The 19,545-nt window shown below is 36.2% G+C and carries 15 protein-coding genes; 11 read left to right on the plus strand and 4 right to left on the minus strand.

The annotated features are described in order from the left end of the window. The first annotated feature begins 22 nt into the window (after nucleotides 1-22). Together DWV06_RS16105 and DWV06_RS16110 are read left to right on the plus strand one after the other, a co-directional pair. On the plus strand, nucleotides 23-2,050 hold the full coding sequence (locus DWV06_RS16105; RefSeq protein ID WP_115483218.1) for a methyl-accepting chemotaxis protein: 2,028 nt from the start codon (nucleotides 23-25) through the stop codon (nucleotides 2,048-2,050). A 90-nt stretch (nucleotides 2,051-2,140) separates the two neighbouring features. Continuing rightward, entirely contained in the window at nucleotides 2,141-3,700 is a 1,560-nt protein-coding gene (locus DWV06_RS16110) for an alkaline phosphatase (RefSeq protein WP_115483219.1), read from the plus strand. A gap of 96 nt (nucleotides 3,701-3,796) precedes the next feature. On the opposite strand, the gene DWV06_RS16115 is transcribed toward DWV06_RS16110, so the two are convergent. After that, the gene (locus DWV06_RS16115; protein WP_115483220.1) at nucleotides 3,797-4,816 is read right to left on the minus strand and encodes an amidohydrolase family protein; all 1,020 of its coding nucleotides are present in this window, start codon (nucleotides 4,814-4,816) and stop codon (nucleotides 3,797-3,799) included. A 16-nt stretch (nucleotides 4,817-4,832) separates the two neighbouring features. Next, on the minus strand, nucleotides 4,833-6,224 hold the full coding sequence (locus DWV06_RS16120) for an oxidoreductase (RefSeq protein WP_115483221.1): 1,392 nt from the start codon (nucleotides 6,222-6,224) through the stop codon (nucleotides 4,833-4,835). 156 nt (nucleotides 6,225-6,380) lie between these two features. On the opposite strand from DWV06_RS16120, the gene DWV06_RS16125 reads away from it, so the two are divergent. Then, nucleotides 6,381-6,950, plus strand: a complete 570-nt coding sequence (locus DWV06_RS16125; protein ID WP_115483222.1) for a TetR/AcrR family transcriptional regulator — start codon at nucleotides 6,381-6,383, stop codon at nucleotides 6,948-6,950. Between the two features lie 124 nt (nucleotides 6,951-7,074). Here the strand turns inward: DWV06_RS16125 and DWV06_RS16130 are convergent, their stop codons facing one another. Beyond that, entirely contained in the window at nucleotides 7,075-8,685 is a 1,611-nt protein-coding gene (locus tag DWV06_RS16130; protein ID WP_115483223.1) for a CTP synthase, read from the minus strand. A gap of 242 nt (nucleotides 8,686-8,927) precedes the next feature. On the opposite strand from DWV06_RS16130, the gene ftsH reads away from it, so the two are divergent. The 8 genes from ftsH (at nucleotide 8,928) to DWV06_RS16170 (ending at nucleotide 18,591) form a co-directional block, all read left to right on the plus strand. Then, a complete protein-coding gene (gene ftsH, locus DWV06_RS16135) occupies nucleotides 8,928-10,826 on the plus strand; it encodes an ATP-dependent zinc metalloprotease FtsH (protein WP_115483224.1) in 1,899 nt (632 codons plus the stop codon). A gap of 34 nt (nucleotides 10,827-10,860) precedes the next feature. Further along, nucleotides 10,861-12,723, plus strand: a complete 1,863-nt coding sequence (gene uvrC, locus DWV06_RS16140; protein WP_115483225.1) for an excinuclease ABC subunit UvrC — start codon at nucleotides 10,861-10,863, stop codon at nucleotides 12,721-12,723. Between the two features lie 136 nt (nucleotides 12,724-12,859). Further along, entirely contained in the window at nucleotides 12,860-13,225 is a 366-nt protein-coding gene (locus DWV06_RS16145; protein ID WP_115483226.1) for a DUF2294 domain-containing protein, read from the plus strand. 110 nt (nucleotides 13,226-13,335) lie between these two features. Further along, nucleotides 13,336-13,830: a 5-(carboxyamino)imidazole ribonucleotide mutase gene (gene purE / locus DWV06_RS16150; RefSeq protein WP_115483227.1), complete on the plus strand. Its 495-nt coding sequence runs from the start codon at nucleotides 13,336-13,338 to the stop codon at nucleotides 13,828-13,830. A gap of 60 nt (nucleotides 13,831-13,890) precedes the next feature. Further along, nucleotides 13,891-14,607: a phosphoribosylaminoimidazolesuccinocarboxamide synthase gene (purC, locus tag DWV06_RS16155; RefSeq protein ID WP_147289880.1), complete on the plus strand. Its 717-nt coding sequence runs from the start codon at nucleotides 13,891-13,893 to the stop codon at nucleotides 14,605-14,607. Between the two features lie 75 nt (nucleotides 14,608-14,682). Next, a complete protein-coding gene (locus DWV06_RS16160; RefSeq protein WP_115483228.1) occupies nucleotides 14,683-16,557 on the plus strand; it encodes a DUF4914 family protein in 1,875 nt (624 codons plus the stop codon). 155 nt (nucleotides 16,558-16,712) lie between these two features. Then, the gene (gene hprK / locus DWV06_RS16165; protein ID WP_115483229.1) at nucleotides 16,713-17,636 is read left to right on the plus strand and encodes an HPr(Ser) kinase/phosphatase; all 924 of its coding nucleotides are present in this window, start codon (nucleotides 16,713-16,715) and stop codon (nucleotides 17,634-17,636) included. A 13-nt stretch (nucleotides 17,637-17,649) separates the two neighbouring features. After that, entirely contained in the window at nucleotides 17,650-18,591 is a 942-nt protein-coding gene (locus tag DWV06_RS16170; RefSeq protein ID WP_115483230.1) for an ROK family glucokinase, read from the plus strand. On the opposite strand, the gene DWV06_RS16175 is transcribed toward DWV06_RS16170, so the two are convergent. Continuing rightward, nucleotides 18,577-19,446 (minus strand): AraC family transcriptional regulator, encoded by an 870-nt coding sequence (locus DWV06_RS16175; RefSeq protein WP_162300664.1) that lies wholly within the window; start codon nucleotides 19,444-19,446, stop codon nucleotides 18,577-18,579. The genes DWV06_RS16170 and DWV06_RS16175 overlap by 15 nt on opposite strands. Nucleotides 19,447-19,545 lie beyond the last annotated feature (99 nt).

The following is a 19,545-nucleotide window of genomic DNA, read 5'->3' on the forward strand; positions in this document are numbered from 1 at the left end:
TTTTTATGAGGAGGAAATTTAAGTGAAAAGAAGTAAAAAAGAAAATGCCAAATTAATAAGTGTTAGGTTCAAGTTGCTATCCATTATTATTCCGATAGTTACTATTTCGATTTTAGGTTTATTGTTACTAACGTATAATTCATCAAAAAAAATTATTGAAAAATCCGCTCGTAATACTGTAGAAGCGGAAGCGGCAGCATATTCAAATCAAATTTCAGGATGGGCGCAGAGTATTTTGGCGGAGTTAGAGAGCTTTAAACTGACATTGGAATCCTTGCCGTTTGAAAGGGAAGAAGAAATAGCATATATGAAAAATACGGTAGAAAGAAATCCAAGCTATCCGACAGGGCTTTATATAGGTTCTGAGAGTGGAGATTTTTTAGATCCAAGTGGATGGGTACCGGATGATGATTATGTAGTAGCTGAGAGAGATTGGTTTAAAGAAGGGCTCAAACATGAAAAATTTACTTTCGGAAATCCTTATTTTGATGTTAGTACAAAAAATTATACGGTGAGTGCTTCGGTAGTATTAAAACAAAAAAAATTAAGTGGCAAATATGTTGTGGCAGCAGATATTAATTTGGATTATGTTTCTAAATTGATTTCAGATATAAAAGTTATGGATACGGGAAGAGCATTTCTCGTGAACAAAAGTGATATGGCTATTATTGCACATGCAGATAAGGAAATGATTGCCAAAACATTAGGAGCAGAAGGACAGGATAAATTCTATAAAAATGTTGCTCAAAAAATTGCGAAAGATGATGCATCAAAAATAAATACTTTTGAAGAGCAGGGAGATAAAGCAACTTACATGATAGACTGTGAAAGTGTACAGGGAACTGATTGGGTGCTTGTCTCATATATTGAAAAAAATGAGGTCTTAAAAGAATTATATAGTTTACAAACATTTACATTGGCAGCCACTGTGGTTTGTCTGATTATTTTGGGAATCTGTGTGAGCATTGCAATTTCTTATATTATAAAACCAGTAGGGGCATTGACGGATGCCATCACTAAGATTTCGAAAGGAGATTTTACGGTTCAGGTCAATACAAAAGGACGTGACGAGATATCTGTAATGGGGCGCAGTATGCAGCGCTTTATTGCCAATATGAGAGGTATTATTTCAGAAATATCTCAGAGTTCAGAGCAGTTGAATAACCAGGCAGAAAATAGTAGTTCTATATCAGAAAATCTATATTCAGCAGCTTCGTCTCAATCAATTGCGATGGATGAATTGGCTGAAACTGTGAATGAATTAGCCAGAGCGAATGCAGAAATTGCCGAAAATGCAACTAATTTAGCCACTATTGTATCCAGCGTAAGTGATAATGGCGTTGAAGTAGGCAGACACATGTCTGAGACAGTAGAGCAGTCCTTAAAAGGAAAAGAAGATATGGTCGAAGTCACAGATTTGATGGAAAATATTGTAGGTTCGATAAATGATTTAAAAGATGTAGTAAATAAAGTTAGTGACACGACAATACAAATTAACTCTATTGTAAACTTAATTGGAGATATTGCGGATGAAACAACGCTGCTTTCTCTGAATGCATCAATTGAAGCAGCCCGTTCGGGAGAAGCTGGAAGAGGATTTGCAGTGGTTGCGGATCAGATTGGTAAGCTGGCTGTCAGCAGTACAGAAGCTGTTGAAAAAATTACAAAATTAACTTCTGAAATAAATGAACTGGTAACGGATACAATTCAACAGACAGAATTAAGCGTAAAAGAAATTAATACTAGCAGCGGCAAAATTGACAGGGCAAGTCAGACATTTGGAGATATATTCAAAACAATTCGTCAGACCGATGATATTTTACAAGATATGTTAGAACGGGTTGGAAATGTTAATGAAGTAGCAGCCTCTGTTGCTGCAATTACAGAAGAACAGTCTGCAGCGGCAGAAGAGATTTTGGCGACAGCCGAAGAATTAGCTTCTACAGCTAAAAATGTAACACAAAATAGTCAAGAAGTTGCCAGTGATGCTGAAAATTTAAGTGAGACCTCAGAAAGTCTTGCAACTCATATGAAAAAATTTACCATATAATTAACTTTAAATTTACAAGATTTAAGTTTTATTTTTACAAAAATAAGATATAATCCTTAATGACTATATAACTAATTAAGGAGGTTATCAATGAAAAAAAGACGAAATTTTATTTTATCAATGGTAAGTATAGCTGTATTATGTGTAAATCTCTTAGCTGGGTGTGGGAATACCGGCAATAAACCATCTGCTTCGGGAAATAATCCGAAAGCAGAGGCAGAGGTCTCGCAAACAACGGCTAAGAAAGAAGAAGTCAAAGCGCCACCTAAATATGTATTCTTATTTATTGGAGACGGTATGAGTTTTCCTCAAATTCAATCGGCATCTTATTATTTGGGAGCGTTAGAAAATGATGGAAAAGTAGAAGATAAAAAGTTATCTTTTATGGATTTTCCGGTTATAGGGAATGCTAAAACTTTTGATAAGACATCATTTATTACGGATTCAGCTTCGGCTGTAACAGCGATTGCAACAGGAAATAAAACTTCAAGTGGAACGATTAATATGGATGAATCGTTTACTAAGAAGTATGAATCTATTGCAGAAAAGTTGAAAAAGCAGTTAGGATACAAAATTGGTATATTGACTTCTGTGAATATTAATCATGCTACACCTGCAGGATTTTATGCACATCAGGATTCGAGGGATAATTATTATGAAATTGGAGAAGAGTTAGCAAAAAGTGGTTTTGATTATTTTGCAGGAGGTGGTTTTAAGGAGCCAGCTGGGGATAAAGAAGATCAAAAAAGTCTATATGATCTAGCGCAAGAGAATGGTTATAAAGTAATAAAAACGCAGGAAGAAGCAAAAAAATTAAAGGCTGAAGATGGAAAAACGCTTATCGTAGCAGAAACACTTGCTGATTCTGATTCAATGAATTATCAAATCGATGCAAAAGAAGATGAGTGGAAATTGGCTGATTATGTCCAAAAGGGAATCGAAGTCTTAGACAACGATAAAGGTTTCTTTATGATGGCTGAAGGGGGTAAGATTGATTGGGCATGCCACTCAAATGATGCCGTTGCAAGTATTCATGATACAATTGCTTTAAGTAATGCAGTAAAAAAGGCATTGGAGTTTTATGAAAAACATCCTGATGAAACTTTGATACTTGTTACAGCAGATCATGAAACAGGTGGACTTTCCTTAGGAGATGCAGGAACTAATTATGATACTTATTTAAAAAATCTACAGAAACAAAGAATTTCTTTTGCTAAATTTGATAAGGAATATGTTTCTAAATACAAAGAAAATAAAACGGATTTTAGTACAGTATTAAAAGATATAAAGGATAATTTTGGATTAATGTCTTCGGATGATGCTGATGCAGCGAAAGAACCTTCTATCGTGTTTACGGAATATGAACTGAATTTATTGAAAGAAGCTTATGAGCGTACACTTAGTGTAGGAACAGCAAAGCAGGAAGATATGTCTCAGGAAGAGTATGAATTATATGGAACTTGTGAACCTCTGACAGTAACAGTTACACATTTGTTGGATAACAAGTCCGGACTAAGCTTTAATTCTTATTCACATACAGGCCTTCCGGTACCTGTATATGCAATTGGCAGTGGAGCACAGCAATTTGGCGGTTATTATGATAATACAGATATATTCAAAAAATTAGTAGAATTATCTGAAGTTAAATAAATCTAATTTTGATAAGGCTTATATAACTCCTGTTTCATAACAGGTGAAAGGTTATATAAGCCTTATCCTATGCCTTTCATCTTTGATTTGTCAAATTCATTCTTTTATCTTATTAATTCGTCGAGTTGTTGTGTCGATCCCCAGAAGTCTAGCTAAATTACCACCGAATATTTTGCGCTTATCCTCATCAGTCAAAGGTAAATATCCATATTGCCATTGTAATTCCTCGGGAATTTGGAAGTTGCGTAAACCCATTACTGCCGCACCAATTTGAGCACCAAAACCGGCACTGTCTGTCCCCCAAATAATACGGTCTGTCCCTACAAAACGAATTGCTTCTCCGAGAATCTTTCCAAATTTATAAGGAGCAGTTATTGCCCAAGGTACAAGCAGACTTAAACATAGGTACACATTAGGATGTCCCATTGCTACCATATTGAGGTCATCACAATAGGGATAGCCCATGTGAAAGGCTACAAGCTTTAAGTTTGGAAAATCGCGGGCAACGTCATCAAGCTGGATAGGAAGGCAATATTTGCTCTTTCCAGGTGGGACCCATGAAAAACCTGTATGAATATCTAACACGATGTCAAGTTCTTCTGCCCTCTTATAAAATGGCCATAATTCGGAATCATTGATATAGGTATCCTCTGGTGGATAGTATTTAAATATCTTTGCACCAAGACCGACCCAATATTCCATCTCCCATATAACATTATCTATGCCTCTATGTTTAATAGGAGAAAGATTTGGCTCAATGAGAAAACGGTCTGGGTGTTTTTGAACAGCTTCCCATGTAGCACCATTTGTACACCAACGACTGGAATATCCCGTCGTGTCCATCATTGATTCAGGTAAAAGGCATGCAATATCCACATCGTATTTGTCCATTGCACGAATAATATTTTCAGGGTCAGTGCTCTTTTCAAATTCCCAAGGTTCCAACAGATCATATAGTTTTGGTGGTGCTCCTTGCAAAATGGGTCGATTGATGCCGTTAATGGATCGCCACCACATTTTAACGCCTGGAAAGTGATTGATTGGTTCCATATCACCAATTAAATGGCATTCCGGATCTATTTTAAAGAAACCATCATCAAAATATTTTTCACTCATTATATTAGCTCCTTTCTTATATCAGAGGTAAATCTTCACGCTTATCCATAAACTTTTTTGCACGTGTATCCATTAAACCATTGTCCTGCCAAAGTTCCGGATAATATTTTTCAAAACCTGCGGTTGGGTTTGCGGCACAGCGAATCCAACGGGGTTCAAATAAATTCATGTAACATTGCTGACAACGGATACATTTTACAATATCTTCAAAACGTCCGGCTTTTACCTTTGCGGGCCAATAAGGATCAGCAATAGACTGACGTCCTAGTGAAATAATGTCGGTCATTCCGCCCTTAATTGCATCAGCTGCCGATTCTGGGTTGATAAAATTCGGTGTAATGACCGGCAAGCCTCCACTGGACTCTTTAAAACCAGGTGCCCAATGTGTAAATTCATTTTCACCGTCTGGCGCAAATCCGGCTCCTGGATTTTCATAAGAGCCTTGTGATACATTAAAGTAATTTGCTCCTGCATCAGTAAAAATTTTGACCAGCTTACAAACCTCTTCATGTTCTAAACCACCTGGCATCAGTTCATCACCGGAAAGTCGGCAACCCAACACTTTATCCGGTCCGATTTTTTTGCGGATACGTTCAATGATATTTGTAACTACACGTGCACGATTTTCAGTATTTCCACCATACAAGTCTGAACGATGATTAGAGCGTGGTGACAAGAATTGGTGAAGGAGATATCCATGAGGTGTGTGGAGTTCTACACCATCATATCCCAGCTTATAAACAGCACAAGCCTGCTCTACCATGAAGGTCTCCATTTTTTCTATTTCTTCAATTGTAAGTTCTCGCGGGACATGTCCTTTGACCACATGGTATAATTCAGGAGCATTCTTTCTTATGTAACTAAAGGCCATAACCTTAAAATCCTCATATTCTTCATCGCTAAGATTCTTAAGCTTTTCAATGCTGCCAAACTCATCGATCAGTCTTATACCAATTCGTTTAAATTGTTTAGCCCAGCCATAGTTGATATTACGCAAATCTATTTCCATAGGAATTGCTGAAGGAGCTGCAGGAGCTATTTCCTCATGAGCCATATCCGGATGTCCTTGCCGTCCCCAGCCGGGAGAAAGCTGCATAAATACTTTCGTTCCTTTATACGAATGAATAACATCGGCCAGTTGGCTCAAATAGCGGTATTTCTTTTGACTGTCACATAATAGAGGGTTCAACGTATCGCTTCCACGCCATGGATAGGGGTTTGCAACTACACATTCTGTGATGATAAGTCCGAACCCCCCTCTTGCCCTAGCCGCATACCAGGCATTAGATTGCTCGCATGCATAGCCTTCCGGTCCGGTATAGCCCATATTCATTGGTGACATTGCGATTCTGTTTTTTAATTCTACGTTACCAATTTGAATTGGTTCAAATAATATGTTTGTGTTCATATAAGTAACCTCCTTTTTTTGCTACAAATGTTAGTTAATTGACTTTTGTTGTTTTAGAGTGTATAATATTTTTACTTTCAATTCAACAGTCAAAACAACTGGTTTTGATAGATAAGTAACAAAATATATAAATCTGTTTCCGAAAGGGAGAATAAAATGGAAATTAAATATGACTTACGAATTATGCGTACATATAAATTATTAACAGAAGCTTTTTTTCAGCTTATGAGTGAGAAACATTTTGAAGATATCACAATCAATGAATTATGTGAAAGAGCAATGATTCGAAGAACGACATTTTATAAGCACTTTGCCGATAAATATGAATTTTTTCGCTTTTTTGTCTGGCGTCTGCAAACTGATTTTGATGCAATTAATCCTGCTTCAGCGGACTATAGAGACCCGCAATCATTTTATATTAGTATTATTCGTCATGTTTTGAATTTTTTTAGAGAACATGAAAAATTTGTTCATATGGTGTTAGGTAGTAATTTGTTTCCTACACTTTTTGACATACTATCAGAACAAGTCACTGCTGATATTAATGAGAAAATTAAAATTGGAATTAAAAAAGGGATAGATGTGTCAGCATCGCCTGAAATTGTCGCATCTTTTTTTGCTGGCGCAATCATTCATACAATTAGATGGTGGCTTATGCAAAAGGAGAAAATATCGGAAGAAAAATTGATTCAAGAAGTAGAAAAAATCCTTATTGCCTGGCACTGATTCAGTTACAACATTGTTTTAGGATAATGAAAAGTAGGCTGACTTCAAGGAGCAAAATGGATATCATTAAATGAAAAAGGATGCCGTACATGTAGTACGACATCCCTTCTATAGTAAATAATTATTAATTACTTTGTTTATTATCTATCGAAGCTTGTATAAATCCGCGGAAAAGAGGGTGTGGTCTATTTGGTCTTGATTTTAATTCAGGATGAGCCTGTGTAGCGATGAACCAAGGATGGTCAGGTAATTCTATCATCTCTACAATGCGTCCGTCAGGAGAAATACCACATAATTTCATTCCGTGTTCAGATAACGGTGTCCGATAATCATTATTTACTTCGTAACGGTGACGATGTCTTTCGTAAATTGTTTCTTCCTGATACATTTGATAAGCTTTTGAAGTTTTATCTAAAACACATGGATAAGAACCTAGTCTTAAAGTTCCTCCGATATCTTCTACGTCATCTTGATCTGGAAGTAAAGAGATTACGGGATGAACGGTATTAGTAGATAATTCTATACTATGTGCATCATGGTAACCTAAAACATTACGTGCGAATTCTACAATAGAAAGCTGCATGCCCAGACATAATCCTAAGAATGGGACTTTGTGGGTTCTTGCATAGTTAATTGCAGCAATTTTTCCTTCAATTCCTCTATCTCCAAATCCTCCGGGAACTAAAATACCGTCAGCATCTTTCAGAATGGAATCTGCATTTTCGGCATTTAATAATTCTGAGTCTACCCAATTTATATTAACAGTTGCGCTAGTGGCAATTCCTCCATGTTTAAGAGATTCTACTACACTGATATATGCATCGTGCAACTGGATATACTTTCCGACTAAAGCAATATTAACTTCTGTTGTAGGGTTGCGAAGAGCATGTACCATTTTTCTCCAATCTTCCAAATCCGGTTCCGGACAATCAAGGTGGAGACATTCACATGCAACTTGAGCAAGATGTTCCTTCTCCATAGCAAGAGGTGCTTCATATAAATGTTCTACATCCAGATTTTGAAGAACATGACTTGTTGGAACATTACAGAAAAGTGCAATCTTATCACGAATATCATCTTCTAGAGGCAGTTCGGAACGGCAGACTATGATGTCTGGCTGAATTCCCATTCCTTGAAGTTCTTTGACACTGGCTTGTGTCGGTTTTGTTTTCATTTCTCCGGAAGCTTTTAAATATGGAATTAATGTTACGTGAATTAAAATTGCGTTTTCTCTTCCTACGTTATGCTGAAACTGTCTTATGGATTCAAGAAAAGGCTGGCTCTCAATATCACCGACAGTACCTCCGATTTCGATAATGGCAATTTGTGTTTCCTGTGTTGTGAAATTACGGTAAAATCGTCCTTTAATTTCATTGGTTATATGAGGAATCACCTGAACAGTCCCCCCGCCGTAATCCCCTCGACGTTCTTTTTGTAATACAGACCAGTAGATTTTTCCGGTGGTAACATTTGAATGTTTATCCAAATTTTCATCAATAAATCTTTCATAATGCCCCAAGTCCAGATCTGTTTCGGTACCATCATCAGTAACGAAAACTTCACCGTGTTGAATTGGATTCATGGTTCCTGGATCAATATTAATATATGGGTCAAATTTCTGCATGGTTACCTTATAGCCACGAGCTTTTAACAGCCTGCCTAAAGATGCAGCAGTAATCCCTTTGCCTAGGCCTGAGACAACTCCACCGGTTACGAATACGTATTTTACTGGCATAATTCACCCTCCTTAGAATTTTAATTAAAAATAAAATAACGTTCTAATTATACATCCATATTGACTAGAAAGCTAGTAATTTTTAAAAAAAATTGAGAAATCTTTGAAACAATTTTAGAAAAAATTTAGAAATAAGGCGAAAAGTTCATGAACATTCTATTGATTTATAGTCGAACAACTTTTATAATTAGTAAGTACTGTTTGATTTAATATAAAAAGGCAGTATATATTAGGAGGAGAACATGGAAGAAAATAATAAAAATACGAATAAAAAGAATAATGGAAATCCAAAAAATGGACAAACTATCATGGTTTTCGTTATTATCGGTCTGATAACCTTAATGGTTATTTCATTTTTAACTGATAAGATGAATAAAATCACGACCAAAGAGATTACCTACAATAAATTTTTAGAAATGCTAGAAAAAAAAGAAGTTGATAGTGTCGTAATAGCTCATGATAAAATAGAAATTATCCCCAATAAAAAAGATGATTCCAAAGCAACACTTTTAAATACAACTTATTATACGGGAATAATTGAAGACAATAGCTTGGTATATAAGCTGGATAAGGCTGGTGTGGAATTTAAAGCTAAAATTCCGGATAATACCGCAGCCTGGGTCTTAAATATTTTGAGTTTTATACTGCCGATCGTATTGGTATGGACTTTAATAGGCTTCCTTATGAAAAAGATGGGAAGCGGCGGTGGAATGATGGGCGTTGGCAAATCAAATGCCAAAATTTATGTGGAGAAAGAAACAGGTGTCACTTTTAAGGATGTTGCTGGTCAAGATGAAGCAAAGGATTCCTTGCAGGAAGTTGTAGATTTTCTGCATAACCCTGGAAAATATACTTCTATTGGTGCAAAACTTCCAAAAGGGGCTTTATTGGTAGGACCTCCAGGAACAGGTAAGACTTTATTGGCAAAAGCGGTTGCAGGAGAAGCAAAGGTACCGTTTTTCTCATTAGCCGGTTCTGATTTCGTTGAAATGTTTGTTGGTGTAGGTGCATCAAGAGTTCGTGATCTGTTCAAAGAAGCATATAAAAATGCACCATGTATTATTTTTATTGATGAAATAGATGCAATTGGAAAAAGCAGGGATTCCAAATACGGAAGTGGTAATGATGAACGGGAGCAGACGTTGAATCAGCTATTGGCAGAAATGGATGGATTTGATACTTCAAAAGGACTTTTGATTTTAGCAGCGACTAACAGACCCGAAGTGTTAGACAAGGCTCTTTTAAGACCAGGTCGTTTTGACCGTAGAATTATTGTAGACAAACCAGATCTAAAGGGAAGATTAGAAACATTAAAAGTGCATTCCAAAGATGTTTTAATGGATGATAGTGTGGACTTGGAAGAAATAGCATTAGCTACTTCAGGAGCAGTTGGGTCTGATTTGGCTAATATGATAAATGAAGCGGCTATACTTGCAGTTAAAAATGGCAGACAAGTAGTGAATCAGTCAGATTTGTTTGAGTCTGTAGAAGTAGTTATAGCTGGAAAAGAGAAAAAAGACAGAATTCTTGGAAAAGAAGAGAAACAGATTGTTGCATATCATGAAGTAGGTCATGCACTTGTAACAGCATTACAAAAAAATGCTGAACCGGTGCAGAAAATTACGATCGTGCCAAGAACTATGGGTGCGTTAGGATATGTTATGCAGGTTCCGGAAGAAGAGAAGTATCTGATGTCAAAAGCAGAACTAAAAGCTCGGTTGATTACTTATATGGGAGGTCGGGCAGCAGAGGAAATTGTGTTTGAGTCAGTAACAACAGGTGCTTCCAATGATATTGAGAAAGCGACTCAAATTGCAAGAGCGATGGTAACACAATATGGAATGTCTGAAAAGTTTGGACTAATGAGTTTGGAATCAATAGAAAATCGTTATTTAGACGGCCGGCCGGTTCTGAACTGTGGAGATGCGACTGCAGCAGAAATAGATGCGGAAGTTATGGCGTTATTGAAAGATAGTTATGAAGAAGCAAAACAGATGTTGCTAGGTAATCGTGAAGTGCTGGACAAAATTGCAGAACATTTATTTGAAAAAGAGACGATCACAGGAAAACAATTTATGGAAATCTATCGTGCAATAAAAGGAATCAGAGAACCAGAATCAAAATTATTTGAACCAGAATGATTCGTTTCGTATAAAAAAAGGCAGAGGAAGATTTATGTTTAATATACAAGAAGAATTGAAAAAACTTCCGGGAAAACCTGGTGTCTATATTATGCATGATGACACAGATGCGATTATCTATGTAGGGAAAGCAGTTAATTTGAAGAACCGTGTCCGCCAATATTTTCAGACCAGCCGTAACAAAGGAATTAAGATTGAACAAATGGTTTCTAAAATACAGAGATTTGAGTATATTATTACAGATTCTGAATTAGAAGCTTTGGTATTAGAGTGCAATTTAATTAAAGAGCACAGGCCCAAATATAACACGATGTTAAAAGATGATAAGACTTATCCATATATCAAAGTGACGATTGGAGAAGAATTCCCACGAATTCTTTTCTCTCGTCAGATGAAAAAAGACAAATCCAAATATTATGGCCCATATACCAGTGCAGGTGCAGTAAAGGATAGTATTGAGTTGATCCGAAAAATTTATAAAATACGTACCTGTAATCGGAATCTGCCAAAAGATATAGCAAAAGACAGGGCTTGTTTAAATTATCATATTCATCAATGTGAAGCACCGTGTCAGGGATATATCAGCTCAGAAGAGTACAAAAAATCCATTGCAAAGGCTATGGATTTTTTAAATGGAAATCATAAAAACATTCTAAAGGAGCTGGAAGAGAAAATGCTGAAGGCTTCGAACGATATGGAATTTGAGAAAGCGATAGAATATCGCGAATTAATGAATAGTGTACAACAGATTTCACAAAAACAGAAAATTACAAGTAGTGATAGAGAAGATAAAGATGTGATTGCTTTGGCCATTTCAGATGATGATGCAGTTGTTCAGGTCTTTTTTATACGTGGAGGGCGGTTGATTGGCAGAGAACATTTTTATTTGACAGTAGGTCCTGAAGATAAGAAAAGTGGAATATTAGGAAGTTTTATTAAACAATTTTATTCAGGTACGCCATATATACCGAAACAATTAATGATACAGGAAGAAATAGAAGACTCTTCTGTAATAGAGGAGTGGCTCTCCAAAAAGAAAGAACAGAAAGTTCATATCAAAGTACCTCAAAAAGGGATGAAAGAAAAATTAGTAGAATTAGCAGCTCAGAATGCTCAGCTGGTATTGAACCAGGATAAAGAACGGTTAAAACGAGAAGAAGGAAGAACGATTGGCGCTGTGAAAGAAATTGCTAATTTATTAGATTTGGAGCATTTAGAGAGAATGGAAGCCTTTGATATATCAAATACGAGTGGTTTTCAATCAGTCGGATCTATGGTTGTTTATGAAAAGGGAAAACCTTATCGCAACGATTATCGGAAATTTAAAATTAAATCAGTTCAAGGACCGGATGATTATTCGAGTATGGCTGAAGTATTGACGAGAAGATTTAAAAGAGGTTTAGAAGAAAAAACGGTTTTAGAACAGAAAAAGTTGGAAGAATCTTTGGGCAAGTTCAATAAATTTCCAGATCTTATCATGATGGATGGTGGAAAAGGGCAAGTTAATATAGCGTTAAAAGTTTTGAGTGAACTGGGTTTAAGTATTCCGGTATGTGGAATGGTCAAGGATGATAATCATAGAACCAGAGGTTTATTATATAATGACCAAGAGATTTTTATTGATAAAAACTCAGAAGCGTTCAAATTGATTACCAGAATTCAGGACGAAGCCCATCGATATGCGATTGAATATCACCGTTCTCTACGGAGTAAAAATCAGATTCATTCTATTCTGGATGATATAAAGGGAGTCGGACCTTCAAGAAGAAAAGCTCTTATGCGGGCTTTTCAGTCAATTGAAAAGATTAAAGAAGCCAGTATCGATGAATTGGCTGAAGTGGAAACTATGAATCAACGCTCAGCGAAACAAGTTTTTGAATTTTTTCATAAAAAATAGCTTGAAAATGATAAAAATTTAACAATCCCATGTTTTTCCCCTAGTCCAGCAATTGGAAAAGGTTTTACGCTTTTATTGGGTTGACAATTGTCTGGAAATAAGTTAAAATGTTATTGGGTTGAAGGGCGGTGAATTTATGACCAAAGGTCAGTTAGAGTCCAAACTTAGTGAATTATTTAGCAAATTTGAAATAGAGTATATGGGTAGAGGACCAAAGACTATACGCACATATATAATTAATGACATAATCATTTTTAGACTTTCTGGTATTTTAAGTCCTTCGGAAGAAAAACTTGCAAGCAGTCCCCAAGGGATAGAACTTTTAAAAAAAGTCCGTACTTCATTATTTGAAGGTGGGAGAGGATATCTGGAAACATTGATAACTGACTTTATTGATGTGGCCATAGTCAGCACTCATTCTGATATTAGTACGAAAACGGGTGAAAAAATAGTTGTTATTACAGTAGATAAAAACCTAGAGGAAATGTGTACAGTGAAATAGCTTCGGAAGACGACGCAAAGTGGAAAGTGAATTCTAAGTTGCAAGTAAGCCGATATCCATTTTATGTGGGTATTGGCTTTTCTATTATATTATGAAAAGGAGTGTGTTATATGGTAAAAAAAGTAGCAATTGTTATGGGCAGCGATAGTGATTTACCAATCGTAAAAGGTGCAATAGACAGTCTGAAAAGTTTTGGCGTATCTGTTGAAGCGCATGTTATGAGTGCGCATAGAACACCTGAAAGAGCTTGCGAGTTTGCGATGCATGCAAGGGAAAACGGTTTTGGAGTAATTATCGCTGCAGCAGGAATGGCAGCACATTTAGCTGGAGTTTTAGCAGCACATACAACTCTTCCAGTTATAGGAATTCCATGTAAAGGTTCATTTGATGGAATGGATGCGTTATTGTCTACAGTCCAGATGCCAAAAGGTATTCCGGTAGCGACGGTAGCAGTTAATGGAGCTTATAATGCAGGGATTCTGGCAGCACAGATACTTGGAGTATATGATGAAGATATCGAGCAAAAATTATTGAAGATGAAACAGGATATGAAAGAAGAAGTGACAAAAAAAGATGAGAAACTTCAAAATGAGATTGGTTTATAGTTAATGATTTCATTTGTATATTTTGAAAACACAGAAAGGAATGTACAGATTATGGAAAATGTGGTTAAGTCGGAGCAACTTTATGAAGGCAAAGCTAAAAAAGTTTATGCTACCAATGTTCCTGAATTAGTTATTGTTGATTATAAAGATGATGCTACCGCTTTTAATGGAGAAAAGAAAGGTACCATTGCTAATAAAGGAATTATTAATAACCGGGTTACCAATCATATGATGAAACTTCTTGGAAGAGAAGGTATTCCGACTCATTTTGTTGAAGAAATTTCCGATAGAGAGACAATCGTGAAAAGAGTTGATATCATTCCGTTGGAAGTTATTGTTCGTAATATAGTTGCTGGTTCTCTTGCGAAGAGAGTTGGACAACCTGAGGGAACAAAGTTAAATTCAACAGTCCTGGAATTTTCTTACAAGGATGATGATTTAGGAGATCCTATGGTGAATGAGTATCATATCCTGGCAATGAATTGGGCTTCCAAAGAAGAAATTGACTTGATTTCAAACTATTCTTTAAAAGTAAATCAATTTATGACTGAATATTTAAAGGATATGAATATTGAACTGATTGATTTCAAGTTAGAATTTGGAAAAACTGCAGATGGTACAATAGTACTTGCAGATGAAATTTCTCCAGATACTTGTAGATTTTGGGATTCAAATACAGGTGAAAAGCTTGATAAAGATCGTTTTCGTCGCGATATGGGCGGAGAAAAGGATGCTTATAATGAAATTATGAATAGACTTATGGGTGAAACTGTTTAATAATTAAATAGAAAATTTACATGAGATGGAACTAGTATTTAAATATGCAAAAAAAATATAGAGAGGTTGAGGTAAATGAACAAATTATTAGAGAAACTAAACTTACCGGAATACGTATTAGATATTCTGGAGAACTCAAAAGGAGTTATTATTCCAAAAACAAGAACAGAATTAGTCGAGCTTGCATTTGGACCTGAAGATAAGTCTTTTTTTGAGGTTGAATACGAAGTAGAAGGTATTGGGACTGTTGTAGAGGCTACTGTTACAAAATGTAAGAATGGAGCTTCCGTAAACTATATGGATGATTATATGAGAAGACGTGATCCTAACAGTTTGATAGTTTCTGATGACAAAGCTACAGACAAGCCAACTTTTAAAGGAACATACCAGAAAGAGTTTGAGCCTTTGAGACAAGAGACATTTGAATGGCTGAAACAACAAGAACTTATTTTTTATCCATTTAAATCCGGTGGTATGGAACATGGTTATGATTCTATTTTGGTTGCGCCATCAAATGCGGGATTCTTTGCTGCAGGTCTTGCAGATTTACAAGCGTTTTTGAATATTGATGAAATTAACGAATTTGATTTAAAAGCTATCATTTTCCTGGCACCACCATTTAGACATACACATTTTGATGGAAAACAGATCGTAGTTCATAATCGTTTGGACAAGGTTCATGAAGTATATTCCTATAATCTTTACCCAGGACCAAGTGCCAAAAAAGGTATTTATGGTGTTTTACTTAATATTGGTGAGCAAGAAGGCTGGACAACAGCGCATGCTTCTACCGTAAAAGTTGTTACACCTTATGATAATGAAATCGTTATTATGCATGAAGGTGCTTCCGGCGGCGGTAAGAGTGAAATGATCGAAAAAGTTCATAGAGAAATGGATGGCCGAATTGTTGTAGGTACCAATACGGTAAGTGGAGAAAAAGAATATATTGATTTTAAAGATTCTTGTGAACTTTATCCGGTTACGGATGATATGGCATTGTGTCATCCTGATATCCAGAATGATAGTAAGAAACTTGTAGTACAGGATGCGGAAGCAGGTTGGTTCTTAAGACTCGATAATATAACAAGTTATGGAAGTTCTCCTGAATATGAAAAAATCTTTACACATCCGAAAGAACCTCTTATTTTCTTAAATATTCAAGGTGTTCCAAATGCAACTTGTTTAGTTTGGGAACATACTTTAGACAGAGATGGAACTCCTTGTCCAAATCCTAGAGTAATTCTTCCAAGAGATTTGGTTCCGGAAGTTATTTCAGATTCTGTTGAGATCGATGTTAGAAGTTTTGGTGTACGTGCTCCAGCTTGTACAAAAGAACATCCTACTTACGGAATTATGGGGTTATTCCATGTATTACCACCAGCGCTTGCATGGTTATGGAGATTGGTAGCGCCAAGAGGATACAATAACCCAAGTATTATTGATACAAAAGGAATGACAAGTGAAGGTGTTGGGTCTTACTGGCCATTTGCAACAGGTAAAATGGTGACACAGGCGAATTTACTTTTAGATCAAATTGTAAAATCTGAAAATACTCGTTATGTATTAATTCCAAATCAACATATCGGAGCTTACAAGGTAAGCTTTATGCCACAGTGGATTTCAAGAGAATATATTGCGCGTCGTGGAAGTGCAAAATTCAAACCAGAACATTTGGTAGAAGCACGTTGCCCATTGTTTGGTTATGGACTTGAGTCTCTGAAAATTGAAGGACAGTATATTAGAAGAGGATTCCTTCAACCTGAAAGACAACCGGAAGTTGGAAAAGAAGGTTATGATGCAGGTGCTGTAATCCTAACTGATTTCTTTGCGAAGGAACTTGAGAAATTTAATACAGATGCTCTTGATCCATTAGGAAGAAAAATTATTGAAGTATTTAAGAATAATGGAACAGTACAAGATTATATTGATTTGATTCCAATGAGATATTAATAAAGAATAATAGAATTTTAGCTGCTCCTTGACTATTACTTAATAGTCAAGGAGCAGTTTTTTAATTTTATTACATCATTGATGTTAAGATAGTAGTATGATAAAATAATTTTAAGTCTGTGAATGGAAATGGGTAGACTCAAAGGAGGATTTATATGCATAGTGTTAATTTAACAAAAATTGTAGATAAGATGAAATTAGTAAATATGACCCCTGATATTGATCTGAGTCAGATAGAAGTGACACGCTCGGATATTAATCGTACTGCATTACAGCTGGTAGGGTATTTCGAACATTTTGAATCAGACCGAGTGCAGATAATAGGAACAGTAGAGTATACATATTTGACAAAAATGGAACACAATGAACAAGTACGTGTTTTTACTGAATTAATGTCGTATCAGATGCCATGTGTTGTTTTGTGCCGAGGTTATGAAGCGCAGCCATACATGATTGAAGCAGCAACACATTATGGAGTACCTATTCTTTCGACAGAAAAGACTACTTCTTCCTTTACGGCAGAAATTATACGATGGTTGAATGTTCAGATAGCACCTTCCATATCAATACATGGAGTGTTGGTAGATGTATATGGTGAAGGGATCTTAATTACAGGTGAAAGTGGAATCGGAAAAAGTGAAGCGGCTTTAGAATTAATACGAAGAGGACATCGTCTTGTTACAGATGATGTTGTGGAGATTAGGAAGGTCAGCGATGATACATTGATAGGTGTTTCGCCGGATATTACAAAAAACTTTATTGAATTACGTGGTATCGGCATTGTAGATGTAAAAACTCTTTTTGGTGTAGAATGTATAAAGGAGACTTCTGCAATTGATTTAGTTATAAAATTGGAAGATTGGAAAAAAGACGCTGAGTATGACCGGCTTGGATTGGAAGAAGAATTTATAGAATATCTGGGGAATAAAGTAACATGTCATTCTATTCCTATTAGACCAGGTAGGAATCTCGCTATTATTTGTGAGTCTGCAGCTGTTAATCACAGACAAAAGAAAATGGGCTATAATGCGGCTCAGGAGTTATATAACAGAGTACAAAGCAGTTTGAAGAAAGGATAAAAGGTGGGAGAAAATGAGACAGTTTTGCTTTGGGGTTGATGTAGGAGGTACTACAGTAAAATTAGGTTTGTTTCAACCGGATGGGACATTAGTAGAGAAGTGGGAGATTCCTACAGTGACTCAAAATTCTGGTGAACAGATTCTGCCTGATATCGCTGCATCTATTCAAGAAAAAATGGATCATCATGAAATACAAAAAGAGCAGGTGTTGGGTATTGGTCTTGGTGTTCCGGGACCAGTTGCATCGGATGGTATTATATATGGCGCAGTAAATTTGGGATGGGGAATTTTTAATATTCACAAAGAACTCTCTGATTTGACAGGATTAAAAGTAAAAGCTGGAAATGATGCTACTATAGCAGCTTTAGGTGAAATGTGGCAAGGGGCAGGACGTGGTTATAAAAATGTGATACTTGCAACATTAGGAACCGGAGTTGGGGGCGGTATCATTATAGATGGTCAGATTCTTTCGGGATTCAAAGGTGCTGCCGGGGAAATTGGACATATGCATGTACAAGATAATGAGGAAGAAGCCTGTAGCTGCGGAAACTTCGGCTGTTTAGAACAATATGCTTCCGCAACAGGAATCGTAAGAATGGCTAACAAAATTTTGAGAACCTCTGATCAGAATTCTGTTTTAAGAACAGATGAAGAAGGAATATCTGCAAAATTAGTGTTTGATGCAGTGAAAAAAGGTGATGCTCTGGCGATAGAAGTGGCTGAAATCTTTGGGAAATATTTAGGAACAGCAATGGCGAATGTAGCTAATATTGCAGATCCGGAAATTATACTTTTTGGAGGCGGAGTGTCAAAAGCCGGTGAGATTATTCTGCAATATATTAACAAATATTATGTTTTGTATGCTTTTCAGGAAGCTAAGAACATACCGTTAGCAATAGCTACATTGGGTAATGATGCTGGAATATATGGCGGTGCCAAATTAATTATCAATTAGTGTATAGGTCTTCCGAAATCTTCTGGGAGAGAGCCCGACATACTTTGTAAATTGATTATGGAAATGATTGGGAGTCCCAAACCCAACAATGGAAGAAATATCGGTTATACTTTTTTGCGTAGTGATCAATAGAGATTGAGCTTCTCCTATGCGGCGGCGTGATACGTACTGCATGGGAGAAAGTCCAATCTCTTTTTTAAATACATGAGATAAATAATATGAATTTACATGAAAGATTTGGCTAATAATATCTAGTGAGAGTGATTCGTCATAATGTTCATCTATGTATTCTTTAATACGTATTCCAAGTGTTTGATTTTCTTTGCTTCCTGCAGGAGATATCGAAGATATTTGGTTAATGATCTGCATTACCAAAGAAAGAATGGACATCATTAAATTATGGCAGGTTTCTTCTACATCAGGTATACCGGATGATAATAATTGATATAAAGTGGCAAATGTAGAATCAATCATTGGAGAAAATTCTCCAGAGTTAAAAACTGGTGGCGATGAAGGCGGGACTAAAAAGTTTTCCGGTAAGTTAGATAGCTGAAGCCCTTTGATCGCCATAGAAAAGCTGGAAAGATTCTGATTCATTTCTAACACTTCATCATGCAGAACTCCGGTATTGCACAATACGATATCTCCGGTTTTGATATGATAGCAATCTTGTTCAATACGATAGCCGCCTGTGCCTGATCGGACAAATAGTAATTCGAAGCGATCGTTATGTTTGTGAAGCATGCGCGAATAGCGACTATAATCTGAATCAACTTTACTTACAGAAATAAGGCTGGGTGGATTCTTTGATGAGAAAAAAGGAGTGAATTCTTTTTTAGTAAAACATTGTATCATATTGACCTCCAGTTTATAATGTATTGATAATTTCTTGGTGAATTTGCTATGATTATACAAGGAAAATGGAAAAAAAGCAAGATTCCGTAAGTATTTTTT

This window comes from Anaerosacchariphilus polymeriproducens, assembly GCF_003363435.1.
Taxonomy (GTDB): domain Bacteria; phylum Bacillota; class Clostridia; order Lachnospirales; family Lachnospiraceae; genus Anaerosacchariphilus; species Anaerosacchariphilus polymeriproducens.